Genomic DNA, 13,505 nt, shown 5'->3' with positions numbered 1-13,505 from the left:
CTCCGCCTCCTCCTGCCGCACTGCGGCGGCCTCGGCCGCCTCGCGCGCCGCGCGCTCCGCCGCCGCGCGCGTCTCCTCCAGCGCCGCCTGCGCCCCCTCCAGCTCGGCGCGCAGCTCCCCCTCGCGCTCCGCCGACGCCTGCGCGAGCGCCTCGAGCGCGCCCTCGACCTCGCCGAGCCGCTGGAGCCGCTCCTCCGCCTCGCGGCCGAGCTCCTCCTCGCGCCCGCGCGCCGCGTCGCGGAACTGGCGGTACTCGTCGTCGAGCAGCCTGAGCCGCCCGTCGCGCTCGCGGAGGGCCGCCTCGCCCTCCGCCACGCGCCCCTCGAGCGCGGCCTGCGCCTCGCGGGCGGCGACCGCCGCCTCCTCGCGCGCGCGCTCCCCCTCGGCGAGGGCGGCCTCGAGCTCGCGGATGCGCACCTCGAGCGCGGCGCGGCGGTTCTCGTCGTCCGCGCGCTGCTTCTCGCGCTCCACCTCGACCGCGCGGACGCGGGCCTCGTTCTCCTCCCGCGCCGCTTCGCGCGAGCGCGCCTCGGCGTCGCGCTCGGTGCGCGTCCGCTCGAGCTCCGCCTCGAGCGCCCGCCTCCGGGCGGCGGCCTCGTCGAGCTGCGCCGCCGCCTCCCGGGCCGCGACCTCCGACGCCTCGCGCGCCTCGCCGAGCGCCTCCTCGGCGGCGGAGAGCTCGTCGGTCCGGCGGGAGATCTCCTCCTGCAGCTCGCGCTCCCGGGCCTCGGTCCGGTGCTGCTCGGCCCGCGCGTCGCGGCCGAGCTCCTCGATCTCCGCGCGCGCCCGCGAGAGCGCCGCGTCGCGCTCCTGCAGCTCCTCGCCCGCGGCGCCCACCTCCCGCTCGAGCTCGTGGATGCGCCGCTCGTTCGCGGCGACCACCTCGATGAGCTCCTTCTCCTGCCCGAACTTCTCGAGGAGCAGCCCGTCGATCGACGCGCCGTACTCGCGCTCCTTCTGGACGAAGAGCTCGCGCGCCTCGCCGAGCCGGCGCGAGAGATCCTCGACCTCGTCCCGGAGCGCCTGCAGCTCCACGTCCTTGTCGTGGAGCCGCTCGTCGAACACCGAAAGCTCGCGCTCGCGCGCTTCCCACGCCTCGGCGAGCCGGGCGATCTGCGCCTCCCGCCACTTGAGATCCTCGCGGAGGAGCTGCGTGCGCCCCTCGGGAGTCTCCCTGAGCTCGCGCCGCTGCGGGGGGCGGCGGTCCGCCTCCGCGGCGAGCGCGTGCCGCTCCCCCACGGACTGGAACACGCGCTCGACGAACGACCGGTCCTCGTCGGTGAGGCCGCTCCGCTGGGCGCGGCGGGGCATCGGCGGCGGCGCGTCCGGGTCGGGCGCGGGCTCCTGGCTGGGCTCCTCGGCGACCTCCTCGCCGCTCGCCGCGGCGGCCCCGGCCTCCGCCTCGGAGGCGACCTCGCCCGGCGGCTCGCCGGGGAGCTCCACGTCGCCGTCATCGAGCTCGATGACTGCGTCGTCCGCGCTCTCCACCGGGGCGGCCGCGGCGAGGATGCGCGCGGAGAGCTTGCGCAGCGCGTCCGTGTCGAGCGGCATCGCGAGGTAGCCGTTCGCCGCCCACGGCGTGCGGGCGTGCTGCGCGAGCGCCTCCGGGGGGGTGTCCGACGAGTAGAGGAGGACGGGCAGGCCGGCGGTCGTGCGATCGTGCCGGAGCCGCGCGCAGAGCGAGAACCCGGAGAGGTCGGGCAGCTCCGCGCGGGCCACGACGAGGTCGGGACGGCGGGTGGCGATCTCGAGCTCGGCCTCGCCGGCGCTCGCGACGATCCGCGTGCCGCAGCCGTCTTGCCGGTAGAGCGAGGCGAGCGAGAGCGCGAAGGCGTTGTCCGGCTCGACGATGAGGACGCGCTTCTGTTCCATGTGTGGGCAGGTCGCGAGAGGACTCCCGCGCGGTCACCGAGCATAGGCCGGTGTCGTCCGCCAATCTAGCCATCGCCTCCCGCCGCGCCGAACGGGCGAGCGCCGACCGAGGAGGGTCTCGCGGGGCGTCTGCGCGCGGGCGCCCCGCGCGCGGATTGCGGGGGCGCACCCGGCGACCGAACGTGTCCGGGCGCCCTGGGACGCCAGGGCGGGACGACCCATGACCACATCGGCCCTCCTCGTCGCGCTCGCGCTCACCACCTCGCCCGCGCTCGCGCCCTCGGGGGCCGCCCCGAGAGAGAACCTCCTGCGCGGCCCCGCGCGCGTCGTCCTGCACTACCTGGACGAGGTACGCCTCGCCGGACCCCGCGGGCCGCTCCGCGCGGGCGCCGCCGTGCCGGCTCGCGCCGGGGAGTACTCAGCGGCGACACGCCTCATCGCACCCCGTACGAGGGCCGAGCTCGAGCGCAAGGACGCGGCGGGCGAGCCCCACCCACTGGCGTTCTGGCGCGACGCCGCGCGGGCCCACGTGCTCGACTCCTTCCAGCTCCTCGCCGTCCGCCGCGGCCCTCGCGCGACCGCCGTCGTGACGGTCGAGGAGCGTTACCTCGACCCCGCCGCCGACGCCCGCAGGCTCCTCCGGACCGTGAGCGAGTACCTCGTCGCCCGCGCGGGAGGCGAGTGGCGGATCGTGGATCGGCGGCCAGGTGGCGCGTTCGACGCGGCGGCGATCGCGGCCTACGCCGGCTACTGGGACGAACCCGCCTCGGCGGCTCGGTGATCGCGCCGCCCAGGCGGGCGGGCGTTACACTCGCCCCGAGATGGCCGCGCCGCGCCGCACCCTCGTCGTGGGCGACGTCCACGGATGCCTCGCCGAGCTCGACGACCTGCTCCGGGCCGCCGGCTTCGCGCGCGGACGGGACCGGCTCGTCCTGCTCGGCGACCTGCTGGATCGAGGCCCCGACCCGGTGGGCGTCCTCCGGCGGGCGCGGGAGCTGCGGGCCGAGTCGGTCCTCGGCAACCACGAGGAGAAGCACCTCCGCTTCGCGGCGCACGAGGCGCGCCGGCGCTCGGACCACCGCCACCAGAACCCGGTGCGCTTCGATCCGCGCCGGGCCGCCCAGCACGCGGCGCTCGCGAAGGACGACCTCGCCTGGCTGGCCGCGCTGCCGCGGACCATCGCGCTCGGCGACGGCTGGGTGGCGGTGCACGCCGGGTTCCTGCCGGGGATGCCCATCGCGGCGCAGCCGCCCGACTGGATGGTCCGGCTGCGCTACGTCGACGCCGCGGGCCGTCCGGTGGGGCGCGTGCGCGGCGACGCGGGCGAGCCCGGGGTGCGGCGCTGGGCGGAGGCCTGGACGGGGCCCGAGCGCGTCGTCTACGGCCACCACCCGCAGAGCCTCGCCGAGCCGACGCGCGACCTGAGCGAGGCCGGCGTGAGGTGCCTCGGCCTCGACACCGGCTGCGTCTACGGCGGTCGCCTCACCGCGCTCGTCCTGCCGGGAGAGGAGATCGTCCAGGTGCCCTCGCGCATGCAGGGCGGGGGATCCGCCGCCGGGGCTTGAGCGACACGCGAGCGAAGCGAGCCCGCCGGGGCGCCGGCGCGTTCGCGGCGAAGCCGCCACGCGGCGGCGCACGGGACCCGGCGAGCAGGGGTGGGGCCCCGGCCGACGGCGGTCAGCCGTCGGTGGGGCGGGGGCGCAGCCCCCGTTAGATCAGCCACTCCCCGCGCCGCTCGCGCGCGCGGGCGAGATCGGCCTCGTACTTGAGGACGAGGTTCAGGGTCTCGTCGAGCAGCGTCGCGTCGAGCTCCGTCGCGTTCAGCACGGCGAGCGCGCGGATCCAGTCGAGCGTCTCCGCGATCGAGGGCGGCTTCTTGAGGTCGAGCGTACGGAGCTTCCCCACCGCCGACACCACGGCGCGCGCGAGCGCCTCCGTGGCCTCCGGCACCTTGGCGCGGACGATGGCGAGCTCCCGCTCGCGCGAGGGGAAGTCGATGTGCAGGTGGAGGCAGCGGCGCTTGAGGGCGTCGGAGAGGTCGCGCGCCGCGTTGGACGTGAGCACCACGCGGGGCACCTGGCGCGCACGGACGGTGCCGATCTCCGGCACGGTCACGGTCCACTCCGAGAGCACCTCGAGCAGGAACGCCTCGAGCTCGGGATCCGCCTTGTCGATCTCGTCCACGAGCAGGAGCGCCGGCTCCTCGCTCGTGATGGCCCGCAGCACCGGCCGCGGCAGCAGGAACCGCTCGCTGAAGAAGACGTTGCCCTCCCCCGCGATGCGATCCGCCGCCTCGGCGAGCGACTCCGCGCCTGACATCGCCTCCCCGATCCGCTCGCGGAGGAGCTGCGTGAACAGGAGCTGCTTCGCGTACTCCCACTCGTAGAGCGCCTTCGACTCGTCGAGCCCCTCGTAGCACTGGAGCCGGATGAGGGAGCGGCCCGACGCCTGCGCGAACGCCCGGGCGAGCGCCGTCTTGCCCACGCCGGCCGGCCCCTCGACGAGGATGGGCTTCTCGAGCCGGTCGGCCAGGAATACGGCGGTCGCGATCTCGCGCGAAGGCAGGTAGCCGGCGCCCGCGAGCTTCTCGGCGGCTTCTTCGATGGTCGCGAACATGGCTCCTCGCAGCGCGGCTCACGCGCTCCACGGCGCCATTCCTTATAGGGCGGGCGCGGGCACGATCGAGCATCCGACCGGTCATGTTACCGGGGTTCGCTACACCCTGGCGTTGCCGGGAACCGTCAGAATTACAGCCGCGGCCCGCGCGGGTTTTCCACAAGTCTTTGATTCCAGGAGTGATTCGCCTTGGAGGCCCTACGGCACGCCGATTGAACAGGTACGCACTCGAGTCCCGCCGGAGGCCGACCGAGGACCCTGCCATGAAGAAGCTCCAGCCCAAACGCTCGAACTGCAGGGCCCACCTCCCGTCTCACGTCCTCGTCGATGCGTGGTCGGACGCTCGACTCCTGCCCCCGCCGTTCGTCTCGAGTGAGGCGTCTGGCGGAGAATCCTAGTCGGGCGCCCACGCGCCAAAAAGCTGGAGAGGCCGCGGGGCACACCCGCGGCCTCTCGCTTTTCGTGCGCGCGGGTGAAGGCTCACACCTCGATGCGCACCCGCAGCGGTCCGCCCTCCACGTCCACCACCTCCGCGTAGGCGGACTTGGGCCCGCGGAGGAAGCGCAGCGTCGCGCGCGCGGCGCCCACGCGCACGCCCTCGAGCGTGAGCTCGTCGAGCCAGGGCGGCAGCCACGGGAACCGGACGTGGAGCGTCTGGGCGTGCGCGTCCGGAAAGAGCCCCAGCACCGCGCGGACGAGGAGGAACCACGCGGCCGACGACCAGGCCTGCGGCGAGCAGGCGACCGGGTAGTGGACCGGGAAGCGGCCGCCGTCGCGGCCGAGCCCGCAGAACAGCTCCGGGAACCGGAGCAGGCGGAAGTGCTGCGCCGCCTGCCAGAGCCCGGTGAGCACCTCCCCGGCGCGCTCCACCTCGCCGTAGGCGCTCATGCCCATCGCGCAGAGCGCGTTGTCGTGCGGCCAGACGGTGCCGTTGTGGTAGCTCAGCGGGTTGTACGCCGGCTGCCCCGCGCCGAGCGTGCGGATCCCCCACCCGCTCCACATGCGCTCGTCGAGCAGCGAGGCGACGACGCGCCGCGCGCGGTCCGGCGCCGCCGCGCCGGAGAAGAGCAGGTGGCCGGGGTTCGAGGTGACCGCGTCCACCTGGCGTCCTTCGCGGTCGAGCGCGATCGCGTAGGTGCCCGCCCGTTCCATCCAGAAGCGCGCCTCGATCGCGTCCGCGTGCGCGTTCGCGATCGCCAGGAGCCGCTCCGCGTCCGCGTCGCGGCCGAGGCGCCGGTAGAGCCCGGCCATCCGGCGGCGCGCGTCCACGGCGTAGCCCTGCACCTCCACGAGCGCGATGGGCGGCTCGGCGGGGCGGCCGTCCGCGAACGGTACGCCGTCGTGGCTGTCCTTCCAGCCCTGGTTGCGCAGGCCCTTCGGCGTGCGGCGCGCGTACTCCACGAGGCCGCCGCGCGCCGGATCGGCGGCGCGGTCGAGCCACCCGAGCGCGCGCTCGGCGGCCGGGAGGAGCGCCTCGACGGTGGCCCGATCCCCCGTCCAGCGGTCGTACTCGTCGAGCACCACGAGGAAGAGCGGGGTCGCGTCCGCCGAGCCGTAGTACGGCGAGTGCGGCACCTCGCCCGCCGCCGCCATCTCGCCGAAGCGGATCTCGTGGGGGATCTTCCCCGGCTCCTCGTCGCGCTCGGGATCGTCGATCGTGCCCTGCAGGCGCGCGAGGAAGCGGAGCGCGTCGCGCGCCACCTCGGGCGCGGCGAGCATCGCCTCGTAGCCCGTGATGAGCGCGTCCCGGCCGAACGGGCAGGTGTACCAGGGGATCCCCGCCGAGATGACCGGCTCGCCGAAGTGGTAGACGCGCAGCGCCTTCAGGTCGGCGACGGCGTTGTGGAGCGCGAGGTCGAAGAGATCGTTCGACGAGCGGAAGTGCGTCGCGCCGCGCTCCCACGAGTCGTAGGCGTCGCGGGTCGCGCGGGCGCGCGCGTCGAACGACGCGGACGGGCCGCGGGGCACCTCGCGGTCCTCGTCGCGCCCCCTCCGGCCGGCCGCCGGACCGCGCTCGATCCCCGCCGCGACGACGAACGACAGCTCGACCTTGCCGGCCGGCTCGAGGTGGAGATCCACCCGCGCGCCCCGGCCCCCCATGCGCGAGAGGCGCGCGGGGCCGTCCGCCCGCAGCCCCTCCAGCCGGATCTCCGTCGCGTACCCGCGCCCGTCGCGCCCGTCGTAGCGCAGGATCGCGCGGTCCTTCTCCACGCGCGGGACCTCGTAGGTGCCGCGCGCCGCGCGCTGGGCGCCGCGGATCTCGAAGACGTCCGCGAAGTCCGCAGCCCAGCACATCTCGATCCAGAAGGCGATGGGGCGGTCGAGGAAGTTCGTGAGGACGATGCGCTCGAGGAAGACGTCGTCGATGATCTGGTCGCGCCGCAGGTGGACGTAGTTCAGCGGCTCGCGCCCGAGGAGATCCCCCTCGTGCAGGCTCGTGACGGTGAAGTCGATCTGGGCGACGTACTCGGGCGACACCTGGGACGACAGGCAGAGGGGCGGCCCGCCCTTCACCGAGAGCTTCCACGAGGAGAGGTGGCGCGTGTCGGTGAGGAAGAGCCCGAGGTCGCGGGCGCCCGCCGGCGCCACGTCCCCAAGCCGGTTGGCCACCAGGAAGAGGTTGCCGCGCTTCAGGACGAGCTTGTCGACCCCCGTCGCCTCGGGCTGCGTCGAGGGGTCCGAGTAGCCGAGCAGGTCCTCCGGTCGCGCGAGGCTCACTGCGCGAGCGTCGTCCATCCGTCCTCCGCCGCGGGCGCCCCGCCGAGCCGCAGGCGCATGCGCTCGGCGATCGCGGCGCGATACACGGCGAGGTACCCGGCCGCCATCCGATCGGCCCCGAAGCGGTGCCGCGCCCGGGCCTGGATGGCCCGGCGGTCGAGCGCGCCGACCCGCCGCAGCGCGGCCGCCATCTCGCGCTCCGAGCGGACCAGGAAGCCGGTCTCGCCGTCCTCGACGATCTCCGGCGCCGCGCCGCTGGGCGACGCGATGACGGGGCACCCCGCGAGCGCGGCCTCGATCATCACGAGCCCGAACGGCTCGTCCCAGCGCAGCGGGACGAGCAAGGCGCGCGAGGTCGCGAAGAGGCGGCGCTTGGCGGCGAGATCGGCCTCGCGCACCCAGCTCACGTGTGGCCGCCGGAGCGCGGGCGCGAGCACGCGCTCTCGCCAGCCCTCCGGCGCGGCGTCGCCGTGGATGGCGCCGGCCACGGTGATGGGGACGCCGGCCCGCGCCGCAGCCTCGATCGCGACCTCCGGCGCCTTGCACCAGGAGAGCCGCCCGAGGAAGAACGCTCCGCCCCCGCCCGTGCCGGCGACGGGGTACAGCTCCGGATCGAGCCCGTGGTGGACGACGTCGTGCGGCGCGGGCCGCGCGAGCTCCGCCTGCCGCTCCGAGATGGCGACCAGGCGTACGCCCTCGACGCGCTCGTAGAAGCGCGCCAGGGTGGGCTCGAGCGCGTGGTGCAGGGTGTAGACCATCGGCGGGCGCAGCTCGTCGGCGAAGGCGAGCATGGCGGGGACGTTCGCGTGCACCACGTCGTAGCCGCCCGCGGCGATCTCCTGCGCGGCGAAGCGGCAGTGGAGGATCTCGGAGTAGGGATCGGGCGGCCACACGGCGCGCTCGAAGAAGGCGCGCACGCCGCGGGCGGTCGAGTCGCCCGTCGCGAAGACGGTGACGTCGTGGCCTGCGCGGGCGAGGGCGCGGTAGAGCGCGTGGACGACGAGCTCCGTCCCGCCGTACGCCGGGGGAGGAACGGGGACGAAGGGGGTCGAGACGATCGCGATGCGCACCTCCACACGGTAGGCCGCGCCCGGCGCCGGGGCCACGCACCGGGGCGGCGCACGCCGGGCGCGGGCCCGCTCCCCCGCGCGAGCCACGGCCGCCCGGCGCGCTTCCCGGGTGCGCGCGGGCGCCCAATGGTAGGCGCGCCGACGACATCTCCGGCGCGCTCTTCCGCGAGCACGCGATTGGCCGCTCGCCCGGGGCGCGGGTAGACTCGCCCGCCATGGATGGCCAGGGTCCGCTCAGCGAGGAGATGTTCCATTCGTTCCTGCAGCTCGCGGTGAAGCGGCAGGCGAGCGACGTCCACTTCGAGGTCGGCTACCCGCCGACGTACCGCGTGTTCGGCGAGCTGCTCGCCGCGAAGTATCCGCCCCTCACGCACGCCGACACGGAGGCGATCGCGAACTTCGTCCTGGGGGCGCCCGGCTCGGGGTTCACGCCCCTCGACTTCCGCGAGGTGGACCGCAGCTACTCCCTGCCCGGCGTCTCCCGCTTCCGCGCCTCGATCTTCAAGCAGCGCGGGAGCTGGGGCGCGGTGATGCGCACCATCCCGTTCCAGATCCCCGACTTCGAGACGCTGAACCTGCCGCCCGTGGTCCGCACGATCGCGGAGGCGCGGCGCGGGCTCGTCTGCGTCACCGGCGCGACCGGGAACGGGAAGTCCACCACGATCGCCGCGCTCATCAACTTCATCATCCAGCAGGAGCGGCTCCACGTCGTGACGGTGGAGGATCCCATCGAGTTCATCTTCCCCGGCGGGAAGGGGCTCGTCATCCAGCGCGAGGTCGGCTCGGACACCGCGAGCTACACCGACGCGCTGCGCGCCGCGCTCCGGCAGGACCCCGACATCATCATGGTGGGCGAGCTGCGCGACCGCGAGGCGGCCGACATCTGCCTGAAGGCCGCCGAGACCGGCCACCTCGTCATCACCTCCCTCCACACCCCCGACGTCCCCCGCGCGGTGAACCGGCTCGTCGGGCTGTTCCCGGCCGAGGAGCAGGACACGGTGCGCGCCCGGCTCGCCGACAACCTCCAGGCGGTGGTGGCGCTGCGGCTCCTCATGCGCGCCGACGCGGCGGGCCTCATCCCCGCGGTGGAGGCGCTGCTCGCGACGAGCACGGTCCGCGAGCTCATCCGCGACCGCTCCAAGATCACCGAGCTCAAGAGCTACATGGAGACCGCCGGCTCGGATCTCGGGATGAACAGCTTCGACCAGTACCTGTACCGGCTCCACGAGTCGAAGCACATCTCGCTCGACAGCGCGCTCGCGAACGCCACGAACCGCGCCGACCTGGAGCGGCGGATCCTGATGGAGACGGGGGGCCGCACCGCGTGACCCTCGCCGCACCAGCGGCGTCGCGCGTCCTCGTGGTCGGCTCGGACGCGGACGTCTCGATCGCGCTCCACCTGCACCTCGAGCGGGCGGGCTACGCGATCCACTGCATGCCCGGCCCCGCCGAGCTGGAGGCGATCGTGCGCGCGGTCGCGCCGCACGTGCTCGTGCTGCTCCTGCCCGCCGCGCCCGACGGGAGCTGGGGGCCCGCGCTCTCCACCGCGGCGAACACCGCCAAGGTCGGGGTGCGCGTCGTGATGGTGGCGCCCTCGCGGGAGGTGGTCGAGCCGCTCGCCGCGGTGGCGGGCGCCGAGCGCGCGCTGGCCCGCGCGGAGGTGCTCTCCCGCCCGCTCGTCGTGGTGGAGCGGACCATCGGCGCGGTCCCGCCCGGCGCCGTGTCGTCCCCCTCGCCCGCCCAGCGCCCGGCGCCGGCGCCAGCGCCCACGCACTCCCTCGCCGACGCGGCGGGGCCCCTCGCGGCGCCACGCCCGCGCACGAGCCCCGTCGATCTGATGGCGCTCATCGACGAGGAGCTCGTGGACGAGCCGCGCTCGCGCCCCGTCCCGACCCGCGTCGAGGTGACGGTGAGCCTCGTCTCGGAGCACAACTTCTACGTCGGGCCGACGCGGCGGGTGGACTCGGGCGGCGTCTTCATCGCCACGGCCATGCCGCCCCCCACCGGCACGCGGCTCCAGGTGAGGCTCGGCCTCGCCGACGGGCGCCGGATCGACCTCGAGGGCGAGGTCGCGTTCGTCCGCGAGAAGAGCGCGACCATCGGCCGCCAGCCGACCGGCTGCGGCGTGAAGCTCTTCAACCTGCCGGGCTGGGCGGTCGACGCGATCGACCGCTTCGTGCTGGCGCGCCAGCCGATCGTCTATTCCCCGCAGTAGCCGCGCCGCCCGGGGCCGCACCGGGAGCTCTCGGATCCCGCGGCGCGAACCCGCCGGCGCGACGGGCGAGGACGGCCGCCGCGGCGCCCTGACCTAGTCGTCCACCGGACGATCCGTGCGCCTCACGCCCAGCAGGTAGGGCTGGATGAAGCCGTCGAGGTCGCCGTCCAGCACGTCGTCCACCTTGCCCGTCTCCACGCCGGTCCGGAGATCCTTCACCATCCGGTACGGCTGCAGGACGTAGCTGCGGATCTGCGAGCCGAAGTCGATGTCCTTCTTGGCCGCCTCGACGACGTCGCGGGCCTCGGCGCGCTTCTTCTCCTCGAGGTCGTAGAGCTTCGCGCGCAGGATCTTCCAGGCGACGTTGCGGTTCTTCTGCTGCGAGCGCTCGTTCTGGACCGCGACGACGAGCCCGGTCGGGATGTGCGTGAGGCGGACCGCCGAGTCGGTCTTGTTCACCTTCTGCCCGCCCGCGCCCGAGGAGCGGTAGGTGTCCACCCGGACGTCCGCCTCCTTGATGTCGACGACGATGTCGTCGTCGATCTCCGGCGTCACGTCCACCGCCGCGAAGCTCGTCTGCCGGCGCGCGGCCTGGTCGAAGGGGCTGATCCGGACGAGCCGGTGCACGCCGCGCTCCGCCTTCATGAAGCCGTAGGCGAAGTCGCCGCGCGCGATGAAGGAGGCCTGCGAGATGCCGGCCTCCTCGCCCGCCACGAGGTCGGCGGGCTCGACCGCCCAGCCTCGACGCTCGCAGTAGCGCATGTACATCCGGTACAGCATCGCGGCCCAGTCCATGGCCTCGACGCCGCCCGCGCCGCTCTTCACCTCGACGATCGCGCCGGCGCGGTCGTGCTCCCCGGAGAGCATCCGCTGGAACTCGAGGGCCTCGAGGTCCTTCGCCACGACCTCGCAGTGCTGCGCCGCCTCGGCGCGGGTGGCCTCGTCGCGCGCCTCCTCGGCGAGCTCGGCGAGCGCCTCCGCGTCGTCGAGCCCGCGGCGCACGCGGCCATAGCCCCCCGTCACCGCCTCGAGCTGGGCCTTCTCCTTGAGGAGCGCCTGCGCCTTGGCGGCGTCCGACCAGAACGCGCCGTCCTCGGAGAGCTTGGAGATCTCCTCGACCCGCCGCTGCTTGCGGTCGACGTCAAAGCGACCCCCGGAGCGCCTCCAGGCGACGGGTGAGCTCCGCGATGCGTTCGTTCGTCGGTCCGGCCATGGGTGTCCTCGGGCGTCTCGCTACGTCCGCGCGGGGCGACGGCCGGCGCGGAGCGCGGCCGCGAGCGCCGCCACGGTGAAGAGCGCGCTCGCGTAGGCGAAGAGGTCGCCGACTGTAGTGTAGGGGGTGCGCCCGCGCAAGCGCGGGACCTCGGCGAGGAGGAGGCGCGCGGGCTCGTCGGGATGGGGGGCGCGATCGAGATCGACGGGCCCGATCTCCAGCGCGCCCGGCGCGAGCTCGCCGGTGGGGAGGAGCACCGCCGAGACGCCGGCGTAGGCGGGCCGCACGACGGCCTTGCCCGCCTCGATCGCCCGCATCCGCACGATGTCGAGGAACTGGTACGGCCCCGACGAGTAGCCGTACCAGGCGTCGTTCGTGGAGTTCACGAGCAGCTCCGGCTCGAGCGGCTGGCGCGCGAAGGCGACGTTGATCTCGGGGAAGATGGCGTCGAAGCAGATCATGGGGGCGAGGCGCACCGAGTCGCCCGGCGCGGCCGGCTCCGCCGCGCGCGCGGGCGCGACGAGGCCCAGCGCGGCGCCGGCGCTGCGCCCCTCCGGCGCGGGGTCGGGCACCGCCTGCCCGCCCGGCGCGGGGAACGCGAGGACCGCGAGCTCCGCTCCCGGCGCGGAAGGCGCGAAGCTCGGCACGACCTGCTTCAGGAACGGCAGCCACTCCTGGAGCGGGACGTACTCGCCGAAGGGCACCAGGTGGTGCTTCTGGTAGCCGCCGAGGACCTCGAGCCGCGGCGTGAGGAGCAGGTTCACGTTGCCCACGCGCGAGACGCGCTCGCCGCCCTCCCCGCGCAGCCGCTCGATGGTCGCGGCGCCCAGGAGCAGGTGCGCGTGCGACAGGACCGGCAGCTCGTAGCCGGGCAGCGCGAGCGAGCGCACCCCGGGCGAGAGGTACATCGGGTACGCCGACTCCGGCCAGGCGACGAGATCCGCGCCGCGGCGGTCCGCCTCGACGGTGAGGGGGACGAGGCGGTCGAGGATGTAGTCGAAGTTGTCGCGCGCCCGGTTCTTCACCGACTGGTTCACGTTCGGCTGGACGATCCCGACGGTGAGCTTCGGCGCCTCGGCCATCCGCGCCCGCACGTGGCGCAGCCTGAGCTCGCCGTGCGCCACGACCAGGGCGAGCAGGGCCGCCGTCGCGACCACCGCCCGGCGCGGCAGGGGCCGCCCCTCGCGGCGCGCGGCGATCGCCTCGGCGATCACCGCGTTCACGAGCACCACCACCGCCGCGAGGGCGTAGACGCCGGCCAGCGCGGCGAGCTGGGCCACGGGCAGGGTCCGCACCTGCGTGTAGCCGACGTTCGCCCACGGGAAGCCGGAGAACAGGTAGTTCCGCGACAGCTCGAACGCGGCCCACACGAGCGGGAGGTGCAGGTGGAGCGGCCAGCCGAGCCGCGCCCGGATCGTCCAGGCGACGGCGAACGCCGCCGCCCAGTGGGCGGCCATGTAGAGCACGAGCAGCGTGAGCGCGACGAACGAAAGCCCGAGGGAGAGCCCCCCGAACTCGGTCATGGCGTTCGAGACCCAGTAGATGGCGACGTAGAAGTAGCCGAGGCCGGCCACGAGGCCGCGGAGGGCCGCGGCGCGCGCCGAGGGCGCCCCCCGGAGCGCGAGCAGCGCGGGCACGAGCGCGAACCACGCCACGGGCTCGAGCCAGCCCGCGGGATCCACCTGCCGGATGGAGAGGAACGGGACGACGAGCGGCAAGGCGAGCGCCAGGGCGGCGCCGGAGGCCACCGCGGCGAGGTACGGGAGAGCGCGCTTCATCGGGATCCGTGCGATCGAGGTTG

10 protein-coding genes are annotated in these 13,505 nt (G+C 74.8%); 4 read left to right on the top strand and 6 right to left on the bottom strand.

What is annotated here, in order from left to right:
- Nucleotides 1–1,872, bottom strand: a 1,872-nt coding sequence (locus MNZ39_RS07735; protein WP_242336999.1) for a response regulator, incomplete at its 3' end; no start/stop codon positions are given.
- Nucleotides 1,873–2,092: 220 nt separating this feature from the next.
- Here MNZ39_RS07735 and MNZ39_RS07730 point away from each other — a divergent pair.
- The gene (locus MNZ39_RS07730) at nucleotides 2,093–2,653 is read left to right on the top strand and encodes a hypothetical protein (RefSeq protein ID WP_242336996.1); all 561 of its coding nucleotides are present in this window, start codon (nucleotides 2,093–2,095) and stop codon (nucleotides 2,651–2,653) included.
- Nucleotides 2,654–2,693: 40 nt separating this feature from the next.
- Nucleotides 2,694–3,437, top strand: coding sequence for a metallophosphoesterase (locus MNZ39_RS07725; RefSeq protein WP_242336993.1), 744 nt, complete (start codon nucleotides 2,694–2,696; stop codon nucleotides 3,435–3,437).
- A 145-nt stretch (nucleotides 3,438–3,582) separates the two neighbouring features.
- On the opposite strand, the gene MNZ39_RS07720 is transcribed toward MNZ39_RS07725, so the two are convergent.
- The 3 genes from MNZ39_RS07720 to MNZ39_RS24860 all read right to left on the bottom strand — a co-directional run bounded on the left by MNZ39_RS07720 (nucleotide 3,583) and on the right by MNZ39_RS24860 (nucleotide 8,276).
- Nucleotides 3,583–4,488, bottom strand: coding sequence for a MoxR family ATPase (locus MNZ39_RS07720; protein WP_242336991.1), 906 nt, complete (start codon nucleotides 4,486–4,488; stop codon nucleotides 3,583–3,585).
- 480 nt (nucleotides 4,489–4,968) lie between these two features.
- A complete protein-coding gene (locus MNZ39_RS07715) occupies nucleotides 4,969–7,224 on the bottom strand; it encodes a glycogen debranching N-terminal domain-containing protein (RefSeq protein WP_242336988.1) in 2,256 nt (751 codons plus the stop codon).
- Entirely contained in the window at nucleotides 7,203–8,276 is a 1,074-nt protein-coding gene (locus MNZ39_RS24860; protein WP_242336985.1) for a glycosyltransferase family 4 protein, read from the bottom strand. The genes MNZ39_RS07715 and MNZ39_RS24860 overlap by 22 nt, the downstream gene beginning before the upstream one ends.
- Before the next feature lie 215 nt (nucleotides 8,277–8,491).
- Here MNZ39_RS24860 and MNZ39_RS07705 point away from each other — a divergent pair, with 215 nt between their 5' ends.
- On the top strand, nucleotides 8,492–9,604 hold the full coding sequence (locus MNZ39_RS07705; protein WP_242336982.1) for a type IV pilus twitching motility protein PilT: 1,113 nt from the start codon (nucleotides 8,492–8,494) through the stop codon (nucleotides 9,602–9,604).
- A complete protein-coding gene (locus MNZ39_RS24855) occupies nucleotides 9,601–10,491 on the top strand; it encodes a PilZ domain-containing protein (protein ID WP_242336979.1) in 891 nt (296 codons plus the stop codon). The genes MNZ39_RS07705 and MNZ39_RS24855 overlap by 4 nt, the downstream gene beginning before the upstream one ends.
- Before the next feature lie 93 nt (nucleotides 10,492–10,584).
- On the opposite strand, the gene prfB is transcribed toward MNZ39_RS24855, so the two are convergent.
- Together prfB and lnt are read right to left on the bottom strand one after the other, a co-directional pair.
- Nucleotides 10,585–11,704 (bottom strand): peptide chain release factor 2 gene (prfB, locus tag MNZ39_RS07695; protein ID WP_242336976.1). Its coding sequence is split into 2 segments (ribosomal slippage): nucleotides 10,585–11,634 and nucleotides 11,636–11,704, totalling 1,119 coding nucleotides; the frame shifts between segments, so codons are not numbered across the junction.
- Between the two features lie 20 nt (nucleotides 11,705–11,724).
- A complete protein-coding gene (lnt, locus tag MNZ39_RS07690) occupies nucleotides 11,725–13,482 on the bottom strand; it encodes an apolipoprotein N-acyltransferase (protein ID WP_242336973.1) in 1,758 nt (585 codons plus the stop codon).
- Between the last annotated feature and the right edge of the window lie 23 nt (nucleotides 13,483–13,505).

The sequence above is a fragment of the Anaeromyxobacter sp. SG66 genome (assembly GCF_022690805.1).
GTDB classification, from domain to species: Bacteria; Myxococcota; Myxococcia; order Myxococcales; family Anaeromyxobacteraceae; genus Anaeromyxobacter; species Anaeromyxobacter soli.
This window is presented reverse-complemented; position numbering and strand designations above follow the sequence as displayed.

Excerpts from the sequence above, each read along its gene's own strand:
- MNZ39_RS07730 (WP_242336996.1), top strand. The coding sequence starts at position 2,093 with ATGACCACATCGGCCCTCCTCGTCGCGCTCGCGCTCACCACCTCGCCC.
- MNZ39_RS07725 (WP_242336993.1), top strand. The coding sequence starts at position 2,694 with ATGGCCGCGCCGCGCCGCACCCTCGTCGTGGGCGACGTCCACGGATGC.
- MNZ39_RS07720 (WP_242336991.1), bottom strand. The coding sequence starts at position 4,488 with ATGTTCGCGACCATCGAAGAAGCCGCCGAGAAGCTCGCGGGCGCCGGC.
- MNZ39_RS07715 (WP_242336988.1), bottom strand. The coding sequence starts at position 7,224 with ATGGACGACGCTCGCGCAGTGAGCCTCGCGCGACCGGAGGACCTGCTC.
- MNZ39_RS07705 (WP_242336982.1), top strand. The coding sequence starts at position 8,492 with ATGGATGGCCAGGGTCCGCTCAGCGAGGAGATGTTCCATTCGTTCCTG.
- lnt (WP_242336973.1), bottom strand. The coding sequence starts at position 13,482 with ATGAAGCGCGCTCTCCCGTACCTCGCCGCGGTGGCCTCCGGCGCCGCC.